The sequence below is a fragment of the Paenibacillus luteus genome (assembly GCF_006542765.1).
GTDB classification, from domain to species: Bacteria; Bacillota; Bacilli; order Paenibacillales; family Paenibacillaceae; genus Pristimantibacillus; species Pristimantibacillus luteus.
Map to the genome: position 1 here is coordinate 17,894 of NZ_SKCD01000001.1, position 20,927 is coordinate 38,820.

The following is a 20,927-nucleotide window of genomic DNA, read 5'->3' on the forward strand; positions in this document are numbered from 1 at the left end:
GCCGACTAATATCGTATAAATCGAATTACTCTGTCGGAGTAATGATTGGCAGGGTGACAATGAAGGTCGTTCCTCGGTCGGGCTCACTTTCCACTCGGATGTCACCTTGATGAAGCGATACGATCTGTTTAACGATGGCAAGTCCCATACCGCTGCCTTCATATTTACGACTGTGGGAGCGATCCGCCTTAAAAAAGCGCTCGAAGATACGCTTCTGATCCTCTGGAGCAATACCTATGCCGCTGTCGGATATTTGGACGGTCACATTTTTGATATCTTGTTGGATACTCACTTTAATAATGCCGCCATCCTGTGAAAATTTGATGCTATTGCCGATTATATTCGTCCATATCTGATTCAACAGATCATGATCAGCTGAAAAAATAACAGTAGGCAAATGGAGGTCGAATTGAATATTGCGAGTCGACCACTGCGGCTGAATCGCGACGATAATTCGTCTTATTTGTTCATCAAGTCTAAATGCGGTCAGCCGCAGCTGTTGTGACTGAGATTCAAGCAAACTCAGCTTTAGCAGGCTATCACTCATCTTGGACATCCGCTTCGCTTCAGCAATAATAATATCCAGGTAGCGATTTCGATCGGTATCCGCAAGATTTGCTTGCTTGAGCGCTATAGCATAGCCAGATATCGAGGTGAGCGGAGACTGAACTTCGTGCGAGACATTCGTAACGAATTCTCTGCGCATCTGCTCCAATTGCTGCAGGTCATGCATCATTTCTTCGAAGCTTCGAGCCAGCGTTCCCAGCTCGCCTGTTTGTTTAATATTCAGCTTGACGTTGAAATCGCCAGATGCTATCCGCCTAGTCGCTCTTGTTAGCTTCTTGATTGGTCTTATTAGAAATATGGAGGCAATTAGAATAAATAAGCTTCCAGTAATCAACGCGTATGCGACAAAAGATAATCCCCATCTGAGTATAGTAGAGGCAGATGGAGGGGAGAGTGCTTCCACAAACATCGCTTTTATTCCTATGTCTGTATTGAGCGGCAATCCTATGAAAGTAACAGTAACCCCCTTCATACGAACCTGAACTCTTTCTCCAGCCAGTACCTTCATTACTTGCTCCTTGGCTATTGCAGAAGGCTTATGTCCGTGCAGCGCTCCGAAGGACTGGAACCGATCCGTCGTTTCATAAATACGAATATGATAGGAATTGAGCTGCTTCATTCCACTTACGAGTTTGTCTGCCTCACGTGAGGGAATGGCTTCATAAATTCGGGTAATATCCTGTCCAAAATTACTCATCAAAATTTGCGAGTTTTCACTCAATTTCTCTTGAAATGCCCAAGTTGCCACAAAAAAAGCAATGATCGTGCCCCCGATCACGGAGACTAGAAATATGAGGACGACTCGTGTGTATAAAGATTTGATCATTTGTGCACCTCAAGCCGATAGCCAAGCCCCCGCACCGTCTCGATATGAAAATCGGTAGCCGTCGCGAAGCGTTCGCGCAATCGTTTAACATGTACGTCTATCGTTCGATCGTCGCCTGCATAGTCGATCCCCCAAATTTGATCGATCAACTGCTCACTCGTATAGAATTGTCCAGGTGTTCCAGCGAGCTTATAAAGGAGTTCAAACTCCTTGAGTGGCAACGCAAGTGATTCCGTTCCTCTCATCACTTTGTAGGTTTGCCGGTCAAGAATGATGCTGCCAAGCCGAATCGTCTGCGTTGAACCAATTCGGTATCTTTTCAGCAGAGCTCCAACACGAGCCGTCAGCTCCAGTGGATCAAATGGTTTCGTCAAATAATCATCCGTCCCGAGCTGGAAGCCTTTCACTTTCTCCCATGTCTCGCCTCTTGCAGTCAGCATAAGCAGCGGAAGATCAGGATTGCTTCTTTGAAGCTCCTTGCACAACGTCCAGCCATCCATAATCGGCATCATAATATCGAGTACGACAAGATCAATATGCACCTGTGCATAGACAGCTAGTGCTTCCTTGCAGTCTCCCGCTTCGGCTGTTTCGAATCCGTCGTTGCGTAGAAATAAACAAACGAGTTCGCGAATGTTCGCATCATCATCAGCAACCAGTATAGTAGGCATTCGTTCCCTCTTTCCCTGTTATGCATTCCATATAATAGTAATCATTATACTATAAATCTTGATGAATTATAAAAACAACACAGAACAGACAAAAGCAGCTGACCATTGAGGTGGGCTGCCGTTTTATTATATCAGGTACCGCAAAAAGTTTGATATGGACGGGTTGATACCATTGGGAACGTGTAATAATCAGACCGTTCACGGGAGTGATCGTAGGGGCTCGAAAGAACACTAAGAAGCTGCTCCATCACACGGTTGTCGCCTTGCTTCACTTCGGCTTCTAGCACTTCTTCTACTCGAAGGTTGTGCGGGATTACCGCGCGAAAGAAAACGGATTGAATCCTTTCAAGTATCTGGTGTATTTGTTCGAGCAACTCCCGCAGCTATCCGATCCGAAAAACCCGGATGCGCTGGACAAACTTTTACCTTGGTCAACATCGCTACCGCTGACTTGTCGCGTGTTTAAATCTTAATCCAGCTTATCTTAGCCCTCATCTTGATGACAAGGTGTGGGCTATTTGACGCTTACGACATAACTTTAAGATTCACTTCTGCTATTCGATTATTTCAACACATTTCTTATTTATCAAAAGCAGTAAATTTTTCCGAAGCTGCATGATTTCCAGTCTCCAATCAAGTAAAAAATGGCTATAGCTGATATTTACATCACTTTTTGCACGTCTTTGCGTTACGATATGCTTAAGTACCGTTAATACGACTTGAAGGATGATTTCGATATGATAGCTGTGCAGCCCCTGCATACCGTTTTTAACAAAGATCAATTATTTGAAGCGATTAGCCCTTTCTATTCGATTGGCAAACCGGTCCAAACTCGCTTCTTATCCAATGGCCTAAATGATACCTATGCGGTCGATACCGATTGCGGAAAATATATATTGCGCATTTACAAGCATCAATGGCGAACCGAATCCGCTATTCGCTTCGAGCTTGATCTGCTTACTTACTTAAACAATCGCATGCTTCCAATCTCCTACCCAATCGCCAGAGAGGACGGCGAGTGGCTGACCGAGCTCGACGCTCCGGAAGGCAAGCGCTACGCAGTCTTGTTCACTTATGCGGACGGCATCGGCAAAGTTGATGCCTCCACCAGCGCCACCTTCGGAACATCCGTTGCTCAGCTTCATCTGGCCATGGATCACTACACACCAAAGCATGAGCGCTTCGAGCTGGACACCAAGCATCTGCTCGACGAGCCGCTTCGGCAATTGCTCCCGTTCTTGCAGCATCGCGCGGCTGACGCCCAGCTCGTACAAGAAATTGCCGATCGCTTGAAATTGCGCCTGACAGCAGCCTCCGGCAGCACCTATAATTGGGGAGCTTGCCACGGTGATCTTCATGGATGGAATGTATTTCATCAAGAAGATGGCAGCCTGACCCATTTTGATTTTGATTGCTGCGGAATCGGCTGGCGCGCATACGATCTGTCTGTATTTCTATGGGACCGGGTTCATGGCAATCCCGATAGCAGCAGCTTCGAGGACGAGTGTTGGCGTCGCTTTCTTGAAGCCTATACCAAGGAACGTGCCTTAAGCGAAGAGGATCTTGCCATAATTCCCGTCTTTGTCGCCGTCAGGCAAATATGGCTCATGGGGCTGCATACGGGGCAAAGCGCTGTATGGGGAGCTTGGCAGGACGATGGTTATTTTGACGGAAAGCTCAAATTTCTTACATCGTGGGTGAACGCGCAACAGCTTTAACATCCCTTACAGACCAGAGGCTATCCGCTGCCTTTGGTCTCTCTAACTGCCATTTTGGATATGGCTCTGCTGTTGGAACCACCTAAACCATCATTTTCCCTGTTTACTTTCAAATAAAGGTATGCTATCTTATTTCTACGCATATAGAAATAACTACAGTTGGAAAAAGGTGAATTTACGATGGTAGAAGAAAATGCGGACGTACGTCAAGCTGTCAAAGTGTATAAAGCGCTCGGAGAGCCCACAAGAATCAAAATCGCTCTTCTCCTTACGGAGGAGAAAAATTTGTGCTGCTCCGATATTGGCACTAAGCTGGAATCGGTGGCCGGATCAACACTATCCCATCACTTGAAGCAGTTGACCGAATGCGGATTGCTTAATCTCCGCAAGGACGGAACGTATATCTACTACAGCGTAAACCGCGAAATGGCGCAAAAGTACGCGCCTTATTTGCTGGAGTAATTTTTTTTCACCCTTATTTCTATAAACTTAGAAATATAAAAATATTGGAGTGTGGAGAGGAGCTTTACTAGCATGTCGAACGTTTGGAAAATTTATATGCTGGCTATTATCAGCTTTCTAGTCGGGACATCCGAATTTATTATTGCAGGCATTTTGGATAAGGTGGCTGCTGACGTAGGAGTCTCATTATCGGCCGCCGGGCAGCTGATCACCGTTTTTTCGCTGGCTTATGCGTTCGGCACACCGATCCTCATGGCCGTCACTGCACGCATGGAAAGGCGGCAGCTTCTGCTCTACGCACTCGGCGTATTCGCGGTTGGCAACTTAATTGCTATCGCTTTGCCTGGCTTTTCGTTTTTGCTGGTATCCCGTATCGTTCTCGCGCTTAGCACCGGCGTATTCGTAGTTACCGCATTAACGGTTGCTGCCAAGCTTGCTGCCCCCGGTAAACAAGGAAGCGCAATTGCAACGCTAGTCATGGGCTTTAGTACTTCCTTAATTATTGGCGTGCCTCTTGGCAGAGTCGCTGCTTCCGTCTATGATTGGAAGCTGATTTTTGGAGTGATTGGTCTGCTGGGATTATTTGCGATGTTGATTATCCTGCTTGCCATTCCGCGTTCCGACGGTGAGGAGCCAGTACCCATCCGCAAGCAGCTTGCGCTGTTTAAACAGCCCAAAATTGCGATCGCCTTAGCGGTTACCTTCATGTGGATCGGCGGTTACTCCATTGTTTACACGTATATCTCACCCTATCTGTTGAACGTAACCAAACTAAGCGAGCAAGGCGTAAGCATTGGCCTCTTCGCTTTCGGCATTGCCAGCTTGTTTGGCTCCAAATTCGGCGGTTACAGCACCGATAAATGGGGCGCGCCCCGCACGTTAGTGAGCGGAATGTTATTTCATACGATCGCGCTTGTCCTGCTATCGCTAGCCGGACATTCGCCATACATCGTGTTTCCTCTGCTGATGCTTTGGGCATTTACCGCTTGGTCATCCGGTCCTACGCAGCAATTTCACTTAATGTCGCTTGCTCCAGAAGCTTCCGGTATCATGCTTAGTCTCAATAGCTCAGTATTGCAGCTCGGCATGGCAGCAGGCGCAGGTCTTGGCGGTGTAGTCGTTGAGCAAGCTTCGCTCACTTCCATCAGCTGGATCGGAGCAACCGGTGTTATACTAGCTGCAGCAACGGCTGCTACCTTCTTCGGCATTTCCCACTCGCGGACACGCCGCGAAGCTATCAAACGCAGCCTCGTCAATACGAGTTCGTAATTCAATGTTTACCTGTACGATAAAAGAAATGACCTGCCTTGCCCTTAGGGGCGATGCAGGTCATTTTCATGTATATGCATTGAGCTAAAGCTGTTTTATCGGTTGGGATACATATGTCATTCATTATTGCTTATGACTTGTCCTTGAACCTAGCTAAATGTTATCTTAAGCACCGTTTAATTATTCCCCAGACAGATGGTCTATCGATGCAGCCTGAATTTGGCCGTAAGCCCAGTGTGCCGCAGGCACATCCGTAAAGGCCGGTTCCAGGTTGATTAACGGCTGTCTCCCTAGCAATCGATTGATGATAACTACCGCTTCGGCACGAGTGATAGCTTGATTCGGACGGAAAGTACCGTCAGCATAACCGTTCATGATTCCGGCCGCCTTTACACTCTTAATAGCCATATCCGCCCAGTGTCCTGCGGTATCTGTGAAGCTTTCCTCTCCGCTTGCATCACTCTTTAGCAGCCTTATCACAATAGCCGCCATCTCGCCCCGCGTCATTATCTGCGCCGGCTTGAATGTTCCATCTGTAAATCCATTCATAAGTGCTAGCTTGGTTACCTCTTCGATCGCAGCGGCAGCCCAGTGGCTGGATCGCACATCCGAGTAATCCCTGTCATTCTGTTGAGCTTTCTCTCCACTAAATGCGCGTGCAAGCAGGGCTGCCATCTCGGCTCGGGTCACACTGTTGCCCGGGTGGAATGTGCCGTCAGCATAGCCCGTGATGTAAGCTTTAATGAATACGTCTTCTTTTATTGCGCTAAAGCCAGCAGAATAAACCACAGCAAACGTGTTAAATACGCTAAACTTACTGACCGCAATTCGAATGACAGGGTCTCCCGTTACATCATCATACGCGATTTTCCCGCGTATCAACTCCACTTTTCCGTCGCTGCGCTCCATATAAACGCCCAGATAAGAGAACTGCTCCTTGTTCAAGCCCGTATTAACTAAAGGGAGCTCCAATATCGCCGTGTGATCTTTCAGATTGGTCTCAAACCCTACTGGAACTCCAATCATTTTGATGCCGCTATCCCCAATTGCAGCGCTCACCGAAGTTGACAGAGCGGCCCTTGCACTTAGTTCCCGTTGCTCTTCCCCGTCCTTCAAAGGCGTGATACGGAAGAAGGTGCTTTCCTTCAAATCCTTCATCGCATCTACCGGGAGTTTAAGCCAGGCATGGGTTGTTGCGATATTCAGCCCAATGTCCCCTTTCGCCAACTGATCCGAAGATTCGCTTGGAAGGGTGAAAAGAAGCTCCGACACTTTGTCACCCAAATCGGGAACAACAAGGAGTGCGGCATGTGAACCAATTGCCTTCAATTGCTCCACGGTTTTAGCCGCTTCTATCGCCGTGAAGGTTGCTTTGTCCTTCTTCTTGCCGCTTGAATCCGCTGCACGAGTGATGACCACGGTCGAACCAATGGAGATTTTAACATGCTCACCATCTTTCACATTTACCGTAATCTCTTCCTTTTGTGCAGAACCTGCCGTACCTGATGATGAACCCGTCGGACTGGCTTGCTTCCACCTTGCATATAGCGTTATGTCACCTGTGATCGCAGTGTCGAATTCGAACGCTTCCGTTAAATTGCTGTTTGTGTACCACCCATCGAACGTGTACCCATTCTTTGTCGGGGCGACTGGCTTGGATGCGGTGCTGCTGTTACTCACCGTCTGACTCGCCACTGCCGCTCCTCCGTTGCTGTCGAAGCTTACTATATAGCTGTCTAATGTCCACTGCGCGTACAGGGTCACTCCAGACACGCCCATCATATGCGTCTCACCAGCCATGTAGTTCGTTCCGCTTCCGTCTGCCGCTGTGTTCCAGCCTGCAAATGTATAGCCTGTCTTCACCAAGCTTCCAGTATTGCCAAGCACTGTAACGCCAGCATTATAATCGTAGCTGCCTCCCGTTGGAGCGCTTCCCGAAATCGCGCCGTTTCCGTCGTAGGTCACCGTGTAGTTAGCTATCGTCCACTTTGCATACAAGACCACTCCCGCTGCGCCCATCGTATATGTGCCACCCGCAGCGTAGTCCGTACCACTTCCATCCGCCGCTGTGTTCCAACCTGCAAATGTATAACCTGCCTTTACCAAGCTCCCAGTGTTCCAAAGCACCACGATGGCAGTATTGTATTCATAGCTGCCTCCACTCGGAGCGCTTCCCGAACTTGTTCCGTTCCCGTCGTAAGCCAACGTGTAGCTATTCGCTGACCATTGGGCATACAGTGTCACGTCTGCCGCTCCCATCGTATATGTCCCACCTGCGGCGTAATCCGTTCCGCTTCCATCCGCTGTCGTGTTCCAGCCCGTGAACGCATAACCTGTCCTCACTAGATTTCCTGTATTCCCAAGCACCGTAACGCCAGTGTTGTACTCATAGCTGCCACCACTCGGAGCGCTTCCCGAACTCGCTCCGTTGACGTCATAAGCCAGCATATAGCTGTTCGCTGTCCATTGCGCATACAAGATGACACCCGACGCGCCCATCGTATACGTGTCTCCTGCGACGTAATCTGTTCCGCTGCCATCCGTTGCTGTATTCCAACCCGATAATACATAGCCCATCTTCGTCAGATTACCCGTATTACCCCACACAATAACGCCAGCATCATAATCGTAGCTGCCTCCCGTTGGAACGCTTCCCGAAATCGCGCCGTTTCCGTCGTAGGTCACCGTGTAGTTACCTATCGTCCACTTTGCATACAAGACCACTCCCGCTGCTCCCATCGTATATGTGCCGCCTGCGGCGAAGTCCGTACCACTTCCGTCTGCCGCCGTGTTCCACCCCGAAAACGTGTACCCGACCTTCACTAGGCTTCCCGTATTGCCGAGCACCACAACACCCATATTGTAGACATAACTGCCTCCACTCGGAACGTTGCCCAATGACGCGCCGTTTCCGTCGTAAGCCAGTAGATAACTGTTAGCTGTCCACTGCGCATACAAGGTCACGCCCGCCGCTCCCATCGTATATGTCCCACCTGCCGCGTAATCCGTTCCGCTTCCGTCTGCCGCCGTGTTCCACCCCGCGAACGTATACCCTATCTTCACCAAGCTACTAGTGTTGCCAAGCACTGTGACGCTAGTGTTGTACGCGTAGCTGCCTCCGCTCGGAGCGCTTCCCGATATCGCCCCATTACCGTCGTAGCTGACCGTATAACTGTTCACGGTCCACTGTGCATACAAGGTCACACCCGCTGCTCCCATCGTATATGTCCCACCTGCGGCATAATCCGTTCCGCTTCCGTCCGCCGCCGTGTTCCACCCCACGAACGTATGCCCTGTCTTCACCAAGATACCTGTGTTCCCAAGCACCGTGACGCTCGTGTTGTAGGCGTAGCTCCCTTCGATCGGAACGCTTCCCGATATCGCCCCATTACCGTCGTAGCTGACCGTATAGCTGTTCACGGACCACTGTGCATACAAGATGACACCCGACGCACCCATCGTATACGTTTCTCCTGCGGCGTAATCTGTTCCGCTACCGTCCGCTGTCGTGTTCCAGCCCACGAACGCATAACCTGCCCTCACTAGATTTCCTGTATTCCCAAGCATCGTAACACCAGTCTTGTACTCATAGCTGCCACCACTCGGAGCGCTTCCCGATATCGCCCCATTACCGTCATAGCTGACCGTATAGCTGTTCGCTGTCCAGTGCGCATACAAGATGACACCCGACGCGCCCAGCGTATACGTGTCTCCTGCAGCGTAATCTGTTCCGTTGCCATCCGCTGCTGTATTCCAACCGGCGAAAGTATGCCCTGTCTTCACCAAGCTACCAGTGTTGCCAAGCACCGTGACGCTAGTGTTGTACGCGTAGCTGCCTCCGTTCGGAGCGCTTCCCGTTGTCTCGCCGTTTCCGTCGTAAGCCACCGTGTAATTCGCTATCGTCCACTGCGCATACAGGGTTGCTCCCGCTGCACCCATCATAAATGTGCCACCTGCGGCGTAGCCGGTGCCACTTCCGTCTGCCGCCGTGTTCCACCCCGAAAACGTGTACCCGACCTTCACTAGGCTTCCCGTATTGCCGAGCACCACAACACCCGTATTGTAGACATAACTGCCTCCACTCGGAACGCTGCCCAATGACGCACCGTTTCCGTCGTAAGCCAGTAGATAACTGTTAGCTGTCCACTGAGCATACAAGGTCACGCCCACTGCTCCCATCGTATACGTCCCACTTGAGGCGTAATTCGTTCCGCTTCCGTCCGCCATCGTGTTCCACCCCGCGAACGTATGCCCTGTCTTCACCAAGCTACCAGTGTTGCCAAGCACCGTGACGCTAGTGTTGTACGCGTAGCTGCCTCCGCTCGGAGCGCTTCCCGATATCGCCCCATTACCGTCGTAGCTGACCGTATAACTGTTCACGGTCCACCGAGCATAAAGAGTCACACCCGACGCGCCCATCGTATGCGTATCTCCTGCTGCATAGTCCGTTCCGCTTCCGTCCGCCGCCGTGTTCCACCCCGCGAACGTATGTCCTGTCTTCACTAAGCTTCCAGTGTTCCCTAGCACCGTGACGCTCGTGTTGTACGCGTAGCTTCCTCCATTCGGAGCGCTTCCCGAACTCGCTCCGTTGCCATCGTAAGCGAGCGTATAGCTGTTCACCGCCCACTGTGCATACAAGATCACTCCCGCTGCGTCTACTGTATAGGTGCTGCCTGCGGCGTAGTTCGTTCCGCTTCCGTCTGCCGCCGTGTTCCATCCTGCGAACGTATGCCCTGTCTGCACCAAGCTTCCAGTGTTGCCAAGCACCGTGACGCTAGTGTTATACGCGTAGCTGCCTCCGCTCGGAGCGCTACCCGATATCGCCCCATTCCCGTCGTAGCTGACCGTATAGCTGTTCACGGTCCACCGAGCATAAAGAGTCACACCCGATGCGCCTATCGTATACGTCCCACCTGAGGCGTAATTCGTTCCGCTTCCGTCCGCCATCGTGTTCCACCCCGCGAACGTATGCCCTGTCTTCACCAAGCTACCAGTGTTGCCGAGCACCGTGACGCTAGTGTTGTACGCGTAGCTGCCTCCGCTCGGAGCGCTTCCCGATATCGCCCCATTACCATCGTAGCTGACCGTATAACTGTTCACGGTCCACCGAGCATAAAGAGTCACACCCGACGCGCCCATCGTATGCGTATCTCCTGCTGCATAGTTCGTCCCGCTGCCGTCCGCCTCAGTGTTCCACCCCGCGAACGTATAGCCCGTTTTCACCAAATGTCCTGTATTGCCTAGAAGCGTAACCCCCGTGTTGTAGGCATAGCTGCCACCGTTCGGAGCGCTGCCCGAACTTGCTCCGTTTCCGTCGTAAGCCAACGTGTAGCTGTTCGCTGACCAGTGGGCATACAGTGTCACGTCTGCCGCACCCATCGTGTATATGTCTCCTGCAGCATAATCTGTGCCGCTGCCATCCATCGCTGTATTCCAACCTGCAAACGTATAACCTGTCTTGACCAAGTTCCCAGTATTATTTAGAACCGTAACGCTAGTGTTATTTCCGTAGCTGCTTCCGCTTGGAGCACTGCCTAAGCTCGCCCCGTTTGCGTCGTAGTTTACTGTAAACTTCTTCATCGCTTTCATCACAACGACGTTTCGGTAATTTCCAACATCATGATAAACGACATAGGGGGTGCCATCATCTATATACAATGAGGTGTAGTAAGCTGCGTTTGCAGAAAACCCATCGTTCCCTACCGGCTCCCAAGAACTGCCGTTAAGCATCATCAATGTGGCTTTACTTGCATTCGCGCTATCGTTATAAGCCACATAGGGTGTACCTTCGTTCACGTGTAGTGATGTATTATTGACTCCACCTGTCGAAAACCCTGCGTTTCCTACCGTCTCCCAACTATTCCCGTTATACTTCATTACTGTAGCTTTGTTCGCATTTCCCCCATCCCGATAAGAGACAAAAGGCAAACCATCAGATACATATAACGATATATGGGAGGCTGCGTTTGCTGATAATGCAGCACCGCCAACCGTCTCCCAGGTCAAATTAGTTTCATTGTATTTCATGACGAACGGTTTCTGAGAATCGCCATTATCCGAAAAAGCCAAATAAGGGATACCTTTGTCCATATGCATCGATAACCATGAGGAATCACCCGCGCTAAATCCCACGCTCCCAACAGGCTCCCAGACGCTTCCGTTAAATTTCATCACCGTCGCCTTATTGGAATGTCCACCGTCCTTGTAAGCAAGATAAGGCGTGCCTTCGTGCACATACAACGATGTATAATCAACCCCACCTGCGGATAAACCGGCATTCCCCACCGTTTCCCAGCTGCTGCCGTTGTATTTCATCACGGTAGCCTTATTGGCATTCCCGCCATCCACATAAGCGAGATAAGGCGTGCCTTCATATACCTGCAAAGATAAGTGAGCGGTTGTGCCTGCCGAAAATCCAGCGTTTCCTACCGTGACCCAGCTGTTCCCTACGTACTTCATGACTGTAGCCTTCTGAGCATTTCTAACGTCCGTAAAAGCGATATAAGGTATACCATCGTACACAACCATTTTTGTGTACCAGTAAGCGCCGCTGCTTACGGATAAACCCGTTTCTCCTACCGCTTCCCATTCGCTAACAGCTGCATAGGCATGGTTTCCGCCTTGGACAAGCTGTCCCAATAAGCCACTAATTCCCAGAACGATCGTCAGCAAAACAATCCTAACTTTTTTCCAATTAAAATAATTTCCAGATGATTTCCAATTAAAGTCGTAATTAGCTTTATTCACATTCCCGCGCCCCTCTTCCCATCCATGTTCCTCTGCATAAAAAATAGGTGTATCACCATAATATCCCCTTCAATGAATCAAGATTTGCCTGAAAAGCTTTCCTATCCAAGTCTACCGAAGTGAAATAAAAGAATAATGAAAAAAAGCAGCTAAAAAAAGACAAAAACCGCGTAAGAGCAAGCTCCCGCGGTTTTCTTTGTTAAGGAATATATTTATTTTTTCGAGTAAATCCTTGTGCCAACAAGCCTTATAAATCCATTGTATTTTCGCAGAAAAAAAGCCAAGCCACCCTAGCCTGGCGGCCTGGCTCACTTGCTTTTCTATTCAAAACGGATCAAGAAATAATTTTTCTTCCCGCGACGCAGCAACACGAATTTATCATACAATCTATGTTCCTTGCCAATGATCGCCTCAACATCGTTTTGCTTCGAGCCATTGATGGAGATGGAGCCGCTCGTGATATCCTGCTTCGCTTGGCGACGGGATGGCGCCGCACCCGATTCGATCAGCAGATCCATAAGCGCAATCTCCTCGCGATTCGTAAGCACCGTAGTAGGCATGTCCTGCAGCGCTTCGATCAGCTCTGCTTCGCTCAATTGGTTCACATCGCCAGAGAAGAACGCCTGCGTAATTTTCTCAGCGCTATCAAGCGCCTCTTGCCCATGGACAAGACGTGTAATCTCACGCGCCAGCTCGCGCTGCGCTGCCCGTTTCTCCGGACGCTCCTGCAGCTCGACTTCCAATGCCTCAATCTCCGCACGAGAGAGGAAAGTGAAATATTTCAGGAACTTTATCGCATCGCTATCCTCAGTATTGATCCAGAACTGATAGAACTGGTAGGCAGACGTTTTCGAGCGGTCAAGCCAAATCGCGCCAGACTCGGACTTCCCGAATTTCTTCCCATCACTCTTCGTGACAAGAGGCATCGTCATGCCGTAGGCATCTCCGCCGCCCATTTTGCCAATCAGGTCAAGCCCCGCCGTAATATTGCCCCATTGGTCGCTTCCGCCGATTTGCAAGGAACAGCCATGCTCCTCATGCAGCTTGTGGAAATCGTAAGCCTGCAAAATCATATAGCTGAACTCGGTAAAAGAAATGCCCGACGACAAGCGGGAATCCACCGAATCCTTCGCCAGCATATAATTGACGGTAAAGTTTTTGCCTACATCCCGCAAGAAGGTTATGACATCCAGCGGCTCAATCCAATCGTAGTTGCTTACGAGCTTAGCTGGATTTTCCGGAAGCTCAAAGTCCAGAAAACGGGACAGCTGGCGCTTCAAGCTCTCGGTCCACCCCGCCACTGTGTCGGATGTGTTAAGCGACCGCTCGGAGGAGCGTCCGCTCGGATCTCCGATCAAACCCGTTCCGCCGCCGACCAGCGCAAGCGGAATATGGCCCGCCTGTTGAAAACGGCGCAAGCACAAGATAGGAAGCAAGCTGCCAATATGCAAGCTGTCTGCCGTTGGATCAAATCCGCAGTATAGCACCACACGTTCTTCAGTAAGCTTCTTATGTAATTCCTCGCGATTCGTAAATTGCGAAACCAGTCCCCGATATTCAAGGTCAGCTAATAGATCAGCCTGGTTTACGATTGCTTCGTTTGTCATTTCATTCTCTCCTCTGGCGTTTCCTACAGTTTACGTCGAATCTCATTATTTTAAAAGAAAGCGGCTCACTTGTCATCTTTTAACGAAATCTGGCGATAGCGTTTATTTCTCTTCCAGATCCAAATCTGGCATATCAGGAGCCCTGCCGCCACCAAAAGATCGATAAAGGTAACAAAAATAAAGTTAAACGGATAACCGCCTAATTTGGATATATAAAAGATCGTAAACGACAAAATTCCAATAGAACTAATGGTGAACAGGTAGCTTTTCCGCAAATAAAGTGCAAGCGCTGCCGCTATCGCAGACATCAATACAACTGATCCAAGCACCATCAGATTGTGATCCATCTCCATATTCGTTGGAAAGAGGAGCCGTTTCGGAACGATGTACGAAAAATACCAGTCTTCGCTAGGCAGCGTGCTGAAAGTCGCTTTATACGTGGCTGGCCCCGTTTGCTCCATCGGCAAATTCGAATGCAGCTTGCTGTCTGGCACATATAACTTCACTTCCAACTCGACCTGCGGCTCCCCTTCCCAAAATTCAGCTGGCGTTAAATAGTACAAGTGGGAATAGATCGTCTGAATCACGCCCTTCTCATACATCCCTCCTTGCTCCACATAACGAACAACGATATTTTTGGTCTCCCCCTCTTTGAAAGATAAGGGAAACCGTGTTCCTAGTGCCTGGCTATGACCATCTCCATAGTGGGATAGGGTTAATTCCTTGCCGCTTAAAGGCTCTATGACTGTATTTTTCACTAGAGGCTTCCAGTTTATCGGCCGCAATTCAGGCGCCAGGCTCGTTGGGATGAGCTCATTGCCTTCGGTTACGGTTAATGATTCTCGAGATGGCGTCAGAAACAAAACCTCAACGTCCTTATTAGCGTTATTTCGATTATGCAGCTCATATTCCACGCTTACTTCCGCACGGCTTCCATGGTCATTGGGCCCTTTAGAGACCGTATACATAACCCTCTCTCGAACTAAGCTAATATTAGAATGTTCGTCCATTCGCAGCAAACCGTAGCCGTCAGCCGGATAATAAAGCGGTCCTCCATTTGCATGAGCCGCAGCCGGCAGGAGCAGGGATAGGAGGAGGATCACGGGCAGCAACGAACGCATTTTTGTTAAATTCATCATACTCCCCCTCATCTCATAACGATTTCAAATTCCGCGCTTCCTTGTATGATTTTACCACTTCCCCTTCCGGTTGCTCAACCAAGCAAAAACACCCTCGGTGCCCTTTAGACGTTGAAGTAGCTTTGACGGTAAAATATAAGCTTTGTATAAGCTAACAAACTAATAAATTTATAAAAAGACATATCCTTATCGGAATATGTCTTTCGGAATTTGATGAGGGTTGCTTGCCAAGCCGCCGCCCGTCTCCGATCGTACGGTCCTTATTTTTTCGCCCATGTATCTTTTAAAGGAACAATACGATTGAATACCAGCTTCTCCTCCGTCGTATGCCGATGGTCCACGCAAAAATAACCATGCCGCACGAACTGGATTTTATCCTCCTTCTGAGGTCTGACGGCAAACGGCTCAAGCAAGCAATCCTTGGCCACAATCAACGAGTTTGGATTCAAAACGTTATTCCATGCGGTTTCGCTGCCATCCTTTGGTGCCTCTTCATCGGCAAGCAGCAAGCTTTCATACAAATGCACATCCGCTCTCACCGCATGCGCCGCCGACACCCAATGAATCGTGCCTTTTACTTTCCGGCCAGTGAATCCGGAGCCGCTTTTGGTCTCTGGGTCGTAGGTACAGCGAAGCTCGGTTATCTCTCCCGTCCCTTGATCCTTGACAACCGCTTCGCAGGTAATGAAATAGGCTCCGATGAGCCGAACCTCCGAGCCGGGCGCCAGCCTGTGGAAACCTTTGACGGGATGCTCCATGAAATCATCTTTTTCGATATAGAGGGTTCTGGAGAAAGGGACCTCCCGTTTGCCCAGCGCATCGTTTTCACTGCTGTTAGCGATCATGAGCAGCTCCGTTTGCCCCTCCGAGTAATTGGTGATGACCACCTTCAGCGGCCGGATAACGGCCATAATCCCTTTGACCTTCGGCTTCAAGTCCTGCCTTACGGCATGCTCCAGCATAGCGATATCCACTGAGCTTTGCGCCCGAATCATCCCGATTTCCTCAGTAAACTTCCGAATGCTCTCAGGGGTAATGCCTCTTCTTCTGAGCCCCCGAATCGTAGGCAATCTGGGATCATCCCAACCATCCACGAAGCCGCCTTCAACCAACTGCCGCAAGTAGCGTTTGCTCGTGACGACGCCCGTCAGATTCAATCTTCCGAATTCCCTTTGCTTTGGAGGCTCTGCAATGTCCAGCTCACGCATGACCCATTCGTATAAAGGACGATGGTCCTTAAATTCAATCGAGCACAACGAATAGGTAATGCCTTCAATTGCATCCTGGATCGGATGGGCAAAATCATACATTGGATAAATGCACCAAGTATTTCCGGTACGGTAATGCTCCGCATGAATAATTCGGTAAATCACGGGATCCCTTAACGTAATATTCGGCGATTTCATATCAATTTTGGCACGCAGCACCTTGGAGCCGGCTAGTTCATCTCCGTTTTTCATCCGGCTGAACAGCTCTAGATTCTCGTCTACGGAACGATTACGGTAGGGGCTGTCTGTGCCCGGTTCGGTAAGCGTGCCGCGATATTCGGTCATCGCCTCTGGCGACAGCTCACATACATACGCTTTTCCTTTCTTGATCAGCGTAATCGCTGCCTCATAGATCTCTTCCGAATAATCGGAGCCGTAATAAATGTGGCTGCCGGGGCTGTAGCCCAGCCAGTTCATATCCTCGATAATCGCCTTCACATACTCGATATCTTCCTTTAAAGGATTCGTATCGTCAAACCGCAAATGAAACCGCCCCTTGTATTTTTTGGCAATCGTATAGTTTGTATGAATTGCATAGGCGCTGCCGATATGAAGATAACCGTTAGGCTCGGGCGGAAATCTCGTGCACATGCCACGGCCAAACACACCCGCTTGAAGATCCTCTTGAATGATTTTATCCAAAAAATGTTCCCTATTCGCTTCCCGTTCACTGCTCATGGCACAACCTCCTTATTAGTCGGAACCTTCCCGCTGACTTCCTGCGAAAAAACAAAAAAGCTTCACCCCCAAGACATTGCGTCTTGGGGACGAAGCTTTTCGCGGTGCCACCCCAGATTCGTTCATATGTCGCCATATGAACCTCTTCAAGTACGGCACCAATGGATGCTTATACTCTAGCTCTATAACAGGAGCTCCCGTCACAGCATCCCCTATTCGCAGGTTCCGGTGTGATGCTCAGAGACTTGTTTCAACAAAGCATGCCTTGCCCTTTTTCAGCTGCCGGGGCTCTCTGTGCAGGAATGGCTTTATTTACTCTTCTCGTCATCGCCTTTTTGATATTTTATCTATGTTAACAAATACTATGCCCTTTTGTAAATCGGCATACGCAGGGATGATCAAGTAATATTGCTTTATAGCTCTTTAAAAACCTTAGCATAACGCTCATATTTGCTTTGCCAGATGTCCTTCCGCGAAACGATCTCTCGGCCGTTCATCAACGCTTCAATAACGTCCAGACAGACATCCCAACCTGCGATATCCCTTGGCGTATGCTCTGTCACCCGGTTCAGCTCCTCGGTAAATACCAAGCGGCAGCCATTATGGTCCGGATATAGCTCAAAACGGACCCGATCCTCGTCCCACGTATATTCCAATACGGAAAGCGAGATAAGCTTTGTAATCTCCATCTGCTCAAACGTACCGTTTTGCATATCGAACATGATCAAGCCGCCCTCTCGCAGGTTTTCGACCCGCAGCTCAGGGAACCATCTCGAAAGCTTATCGTTCTCGGTCAGCCACGACCAAACCTCCTTCACGGCATGCTCGAGTCGACGCTCGAGCCGAACGCGAAAGCCTGTACCAACTGTCTCTATCACTGCTGACATAGCCATCCTCCTTCTACGCTTTATCTCATTTAGCTACGCGCTTCGCCATGAAAATATCCGGTTTTCCAAAGCCATTCGCGTCCGGCAATACCCCTACAACGGTGAAACCTGCTTTCTCGTAAAAGCCAAACGGGTGATGATTTCGGTTTTGAATCTGCTTTAGGTTCTCCAGCACATCAGGATAAAGCTCCTGTCCATAGAGCGACGTTCCATTGTCCTCATCGTCGGTTCCGAGAAATATCGTCATGCCGCCTTTTTCACTCACACAGCTTTCAAAATCCGCAACCAAAGCTCTGCCGATCCCTTGGCCTTGATAGTCCTTATGAACAACTAGCGGATGCAAATCCCATACGTTTCCTCCGTAATTGCTTGCTCCTGCAATCCAGCCGACGACCTGTCCATTCTCATGCACAGCTACTCTACTAATTCGATCCTCCAGCAACGACTCCTCTACTTCAAGCAGGCATTCGTTCCAGTCATTCCAAGCATGAGCAAAACCTTCGAGCAGCAATCGTGCAGCCTCTTCTTGCATAATCTTGTTGTCTTCCGTTAGAGATAGAATACGCATGTAAAATCACCTCTTATTCTAGATATCCATTTCGTGGGTCTTTAGTATAATATATAAATAAAAAGAAACATTTGATAGCGTTAACAAAGAGTCGGGGTGATGACCGACGGCATAACGGCTCAATGGGGGAATGATATGAATACTGTAAATGAAAATTCGCAAAAACAAAAATCTTGCCTGGTACATGCTGTATTAATTCTTGCCGTCCCGGCCGCTATATTTCTTATGGTTATCGTTATTATAGCCATATACGTGCTTAGTTCTCTTGATCCTTTTTCCCTTGGGCCCCGCGAGAGAGAGACTGTCTTTATCGAAAACGCGAACGGCCCTTCACTTTATATGAGGTATGGAGAAGTAAATGGGATACGGGAGAACAACGGCACTTTGGAAAGGTTAATACTCGCTACTGACGAAGCCGACGAGTTTTCGCCGTTCTACACTTACCTCATCAGCTATAAAGTCAATGATTCGACTAAAACGATCGTTAAGGCCAAACGAATCCACAATGAGTTTTCGGAGCTGAACTTTCATCTCTACGAAGCTGAAGCCACACCAACTCCTAATGGCAACTATAGTGCCAGTCCCGGGAACCTCGTGTTAAGCGGCACCGATTCGCAAAACTATCGCTGGAACGGGATGGAGCTGGAAATCAACCGTAAATGGTTGCAAGCCAAGTATGGTGAACAACGCAATCCCGGATTTATTTTGGAAGTGGAAGGCACGCAGCGTTATTACTTTCAGCTCCAGTTGGAGTTGGGTTACAATTACGATATACCGTTCCTGATCTTTAATGCGTGGGATGAATTTGAGGGAAGCAGTGCCGTTTCCGATTACACGGTCATTTACAGCGCCCATCCTGGCATGAAATTTATTACGGATAATAAACTATTAATTGTTGATCCATAAGTCAATTGCTCAAAGGGCCCGTCTATTTAGCTATTGCCCGCACTATTACGCTTTATATTTCCGCTCATATTCAATCCATTTGATGATAGAAGCAGCAATGCCCATTACGAAAGAGATCGCAAGTATAGCAGCTAGACCTGTTAGATCTATTTTCTTATCGCTAAAGAAGAACAATCCCGATTGAAGAACCGCGTAAAACAGCAGGAAATATAAGATCCATCGTATCGCATATAGCGTCCTGCCCCGAGCACGAACGCTTCGCCATTTCTTCCTATCAAACTTGTCGTTCACGATTATATGTCCCTCCTAGATATAGAGATCAGGTTCGTTTCCTTGATTTTATATTTATAAGGACGAGTATAGAATGGTGATGCTTTAGCTGGAATTTGTCCCGTTCTAATTGACCATAGGAATGTTTTTAGATTTTTTACTGTAACAAGAATACTTCTTACTGATCTTATATTTGGAACAAGCATTTCCGGTCTCATCGTAGATATCTTTACCTATGGCCAGGGTTATACTTCGATCCTCAGCTCCGCTCGCATTTTTAACATATAGCTTGTTGTTCTCGGTCCAATCGATATGAAAATCTGATTTTGCGTCACTATAATATACAGTACTTTCAGCATTGTTCTCAGTGTGAGAAATAATGTTTACATATACATTTACACCTCCAGCAGCACCACCGTAATAATGATAATAAACCTGCGCTGTATAGTCCCCAGAAGGTGAGACTAGCTCTTTATCTTTAATTCCCTTTTCAAATTCAAATTCGTAGCTTAGATTTTTATACACTAGAAATGAGAAAATACAAATTACTAATGCAGAAATAACTACCAATAAATTTTTCATGTTCAACATCACCTTTCAGGAAATCCCATCAAATTCAAGAGGATGAAATTCTTATTTTTCAACTGCTTCTATATGGATGTTAACACGGCAGCACCTCAATGGTGACCGCTTCAGCCGTAAGTGTCAGCTCCGACAATGTGGAATCAAGAAGTACATGCAGCTCGAAGCCATTCTCAGCGGCGTATATTTCGTCGTATAGCCAGTATGCACCAACGAGTTGATCAGAGATTTGGTGTAGTTTAACGCCAGAGAACGTGATTCTCACATCAGTGAAATAATGGTAGCAACCGCTGCAGTCCAATATCAGGATCAACGTATCCGGCGACGGGCGCTCGAATGATTTCACATTTGCATCATGCAACGTTTTCTCATGCAGCTGCACCGCGCTCTCCGGAAGCAAAGCTTTGGTCTGCGAATAAGCGCTTCGGTATTCCAGCCCAACTTCCTTCGTCCGAGTATTATAATCTTCGTTCCATTGCTGAGCAATCGCTCTGAGCTCTTCGGATGGGTAGCTGGATTTAAGTGTGCCATCATGGATGTAGGGATGGAAGAACTCCGGCAGAAAGGTAAGCAAATCATGCTTGCGTTGCTCTAACTCTTCCTTGTTTATCGAAGCAATATCAATGCCTTCCGCTTCGTACCATGCCAAGTTTTCCAACCAGTCCTTTTCCGTTTCTGGAAAGACTAAGTAACCTCTAACCTGCATTTCTTTATAGCGTTCGATTGTGAAATAATTCAAATCTGCTGCCTCCGTAAACTTAA

Annotated in this window: 15 protein-coding genes, 1 pseudogene and 1 other annotated feature; of the genes and pseudogenes, 5 read left to right on the top strand and 11 right to left on the bottom strand. The window is 48.6% G+C overall.

The features are described from left to right. Positions 1-25: 25 nt before the first annotated feature. Together E0496_RS00095 and E0496_RS00100 are read right to left on the bottom strand one after the other, a co-directional pair. Entirely contained in the window at positions 26-1,393 is a 1,368-nt protein-coding gene (locus tag E0496_RS00095; protein ID WP_141499609.1) for a sensor histidine kinase, read from the bottom strand. After that, positions 1,390-2,064: a response regulator transcription factor gene (locus E0496_RS00100; protein WP_141499610.1), complete on the bottom strand. Its 675-nt coding sequence runs from the start codon at positions 2,062-2,064 to the stop codon at positions 1,390-1,392. The genes E0496_RS00095 and E0496_RS00100 overlap by 4 nt, the downstream gene beginning before the upstream one ends. Positions 2,065-2,384: 320 nt before the next feature. Here E0496_RS00100 and E0496_RS00105 point away from each other — a divergent pair. The 4 genes and pseudogenes from E0496_RS00105 to E0496_RS00120 all read left to right on the top strand — a co-directional run. Beyond that, positions 2,385-2,537: pseudogene (locus tag E0496_RS00105) on the top strand (transposase domain-containing protein); the annotation flags it as partial. A 264-nt stretch (positions 2,538-2,801) separates the two neighbouring features. Further along, complete coding sequence (locus E0496_RS00110; RefSeq protein WP_141499611.1) at positions 2,802-3,782, top strand: phosphotransferase; 981 nt, start codon at positions 2,802-2,804, stop codon at positions 3,780-3,782. Positions 3,783-3,962: 180 nt separating this feature from the next. Then, positions 3,963-4,244, top strand: a complete 282-nt coding sequence (locus E0496_RS00115; RefSeq protein WP_139993095.1) for an ArsR/SmtB family transcription factor — start codon at positions 3,963-3,965, stop codon at positions 4,242-4,244. A 72-nt stretch (positions 4,245-4,316) separates the two neighbouring features. Beyond that, entirely contained in the window at positions 4,317-5,513 is a 1,197-nt protein-coding gene (locus E0496_RS00120; RefSeq protein ID WP_141499612.1) for an MFS transporter, read from the top strand. A gap of 180 nt (positions 5,514-5,693) precedes the next feature. Here the strand turns inward: E0496_RS00120 and E0496_RS00125 are convergent, their stop codons facing one another. The 6 genes from E0496_RS00125 to E0496_RS00150 form a co-directional block, all read right to left on the bottom strand. Further along, complete coding sequence (locus E0496_RS00125) at positions 5,694-12,260, bottom strand: InlB B-repeat-containing protein (RefSeq protein ID WP_141499613.1); 6,567 nt, start codon at positions 12,258-12,260, stop codon at positions 5,694-5,696. A 320-nt stretch (positions 12,261-12,580) separates the two neighbouring features. Beyond that, entirely contained in the window at positions 12,581-13,867 is a 1,287-nt protein-coding gene (gene tyrS / locus E0496_RS00130) for a tyrosine--tRNA ligase (RefSeq protein ID WP_141499614.1), read from the bottom strand. 65 nt (positions 13,868-13,932) lie between these two features. After that, positions 13,933-15,003, bottom strand: coding sequence for a hypothetical protein (locus E0496_RS00135; protein WP_141499615.1), 1,071 nt, complete (start codon positions 15,001-15,003; stop codon positions 13,933-13,935). Between the two features lie 263 nt (positions 15,004-15,266). Further along, positions 15,267-16,952, bottom strand: coding sequence for a glutamine--tRNA ligase/YqeY domain fusion protein (locus E0496_RS00140; RefSeq protein ID WP_141499616.1), 1,686 nt, complete (start codon positions 16,950-16,952; stop codon positions 15,267-15,269). 82 nt (positions 16,953-17,034) lie between these two features. Then, positions 17,035-17,289 (bottom strand) — a binding site (T-box leader). A 76-nt stretch (positions 17,290-17,365) separates the two neighbouring features. Further along, a complete protein-coding gene (locus tag E0496_RS00145; RefSeq protein ID WP_141499617.1) occupies positions 17,366-17,839 on the bottom strand; it encodes an SRPBCC family protein in 474 nt (157 codons plus the stop codon). A gap of 25 nt (positions 17,840-17,864) precedes the next feature. Beyond that, a complete protein-coding gene (locus E0496_RS00150; protein WP_141499618.1) occupies positions 17,865-18,407 on the bottom strand; it encodes a GNAT family N-acetyltransferase in 543 nt (180 codons plus the stop codon). 99 nt (positions 18,408-18,506) lie between these two features. Here E0496_RS00150 and E0496_RS00155 point away from each other — a divergent pair, with 99 nt between their 5' ends. Then, positions 18,507-19,313, top strand: coding sequence for a hypothetical protein (locus tag E0496_RS00155; RefSeq protein ID WP_141499619.1), 807 nt, complete (start codon positions 18,507-18,509; stop codon positions 19,311-19,313). 45 nt (positions 19,314-19,358) lie between these two features. Here the strand turns inward: E0496_RS00155 and E0496_RS00160 are convergent, their stop codons facing one another. From E0496_RS00160 to E0496_RS00170, 3 genes are all read right to left on the bottom strand, one after another. Next, on the bottom strand, positions 19,359-19,604 hold the full coding sequence (locus tag E0496_RS00160) for a hypothetical protein (RefSeq protein WP_141499620.1): 246 nt from the start codon (positions 19,602-19,604) through the stop codon (positions 19,359-19,361). Positions 19,605-19,709: 105 nt separating this feature from the next. Continuing rightward, positions 19,710-20,165 (bottom strand): DUF5412 family protein, encoded by a 456-nt coding sequence (locus E0496_RS00165; protein ID WP_141499621.1) that lies wholly within the window; start codon positions 20,163-20,165, stop codon positions 19,710-19,712. Between the two features lie 79 nt (positions 20,166-20,244). Next, positions 20,245-20,904, bottom strand: coding sequence for a DUF4085 family protein (locus tag E0496_RS00170; protein ID WP_141499622.1), 660 nt, complete (start codon positions 20,902-20,904; stop codon positions 20,245-20,247). Positions 20,905-20,927 lie beyond the last annotated feature (23 nt).

Bases quoted from the DNA above. Each gene is read 5' to 3' on its own strand.
- E0496_RS00095 (WP_141499609.1), bottom strand. From the start codon at position 1,393: ATGATCAAATCTTTATACACACGAGTCGTCCTCATATTTCTAGTCTCC.
- E0496_RS00100 (WP_141499610.1), bottom strand. From the start codon at position 2,064: ATGCCTACTATACTGGTTGCTGATGATGATGCGAACATTCGCGAACTC.
- E0496_RS00110 (WP_141499611.1), top strand. From the start codon at position 2,802: ATGATAGCTGTGCAGCCCCTGCATACCGTTTTTAACAAAGATCAATTA.
- E0496_RS00115 (WP_139993095.1), top strand. From the start codon at position 3,963: ATGGTAGAAGAAAATGCGGACGTACGTCAAGCTGTCAAAGTGTATAAA.
- E0496_RS00120 (WP_141499612.1), top strand. From the start codon at position 4,317: ATGTCGAACGTTTGGAAAATTTATATGCTGGCTATTATCAGCTTTCTA.
- tyrS (WP_141499614.1), bottom strand. From the start codon at position 13,867: ATGACAAACGAAGCAATCGTAAACCAGGCTGATCTATTAGCTGACCTT.
- E0496_RS00135 (WP_141499615.1), bottom strand. From the start codon at position 15,003: ATGAATTTAACAAAAATGCGTTCGTTGCTGCCCGTGATCCTCCTCCTA.
- E0496_RS00140 (WP_141499616.1), bottom strand. From the start codon at position 16,952: ATGAGCAGTGAACGGGAAGCGAATAGGGAACATTTTTTGGATAAAATC.
- E0496_RS00145 (WP_141499617.1), bottom strand. From the start codon at position 17,839: ATGTCAGCAGTGATAGAGACAGTTGGTACAGGCTTTCGCGTTCGGCTC.
- E0496_RS00150 (WP_141499618.1), bottom strand. From the start codon at position 18,407: ATGCGTATTCTATCTCTAACGGAAGACAACAAGATTATGCAAGAAGAG.
- E0496_RS00155 (WP_141499619.1), top strand. From the start codon at position 18,507: ATGACCGACGGCATAACGGCTCAATGGGGGAATGATATGAATACTGTA.
- E0496_RS00165 (WP_141499621.1), bottom strand. From the start codon at position 20,165: ATGAAAAATTTATTGGTAGTTATTTCTGCATTAGTAATTTGTATTTTC.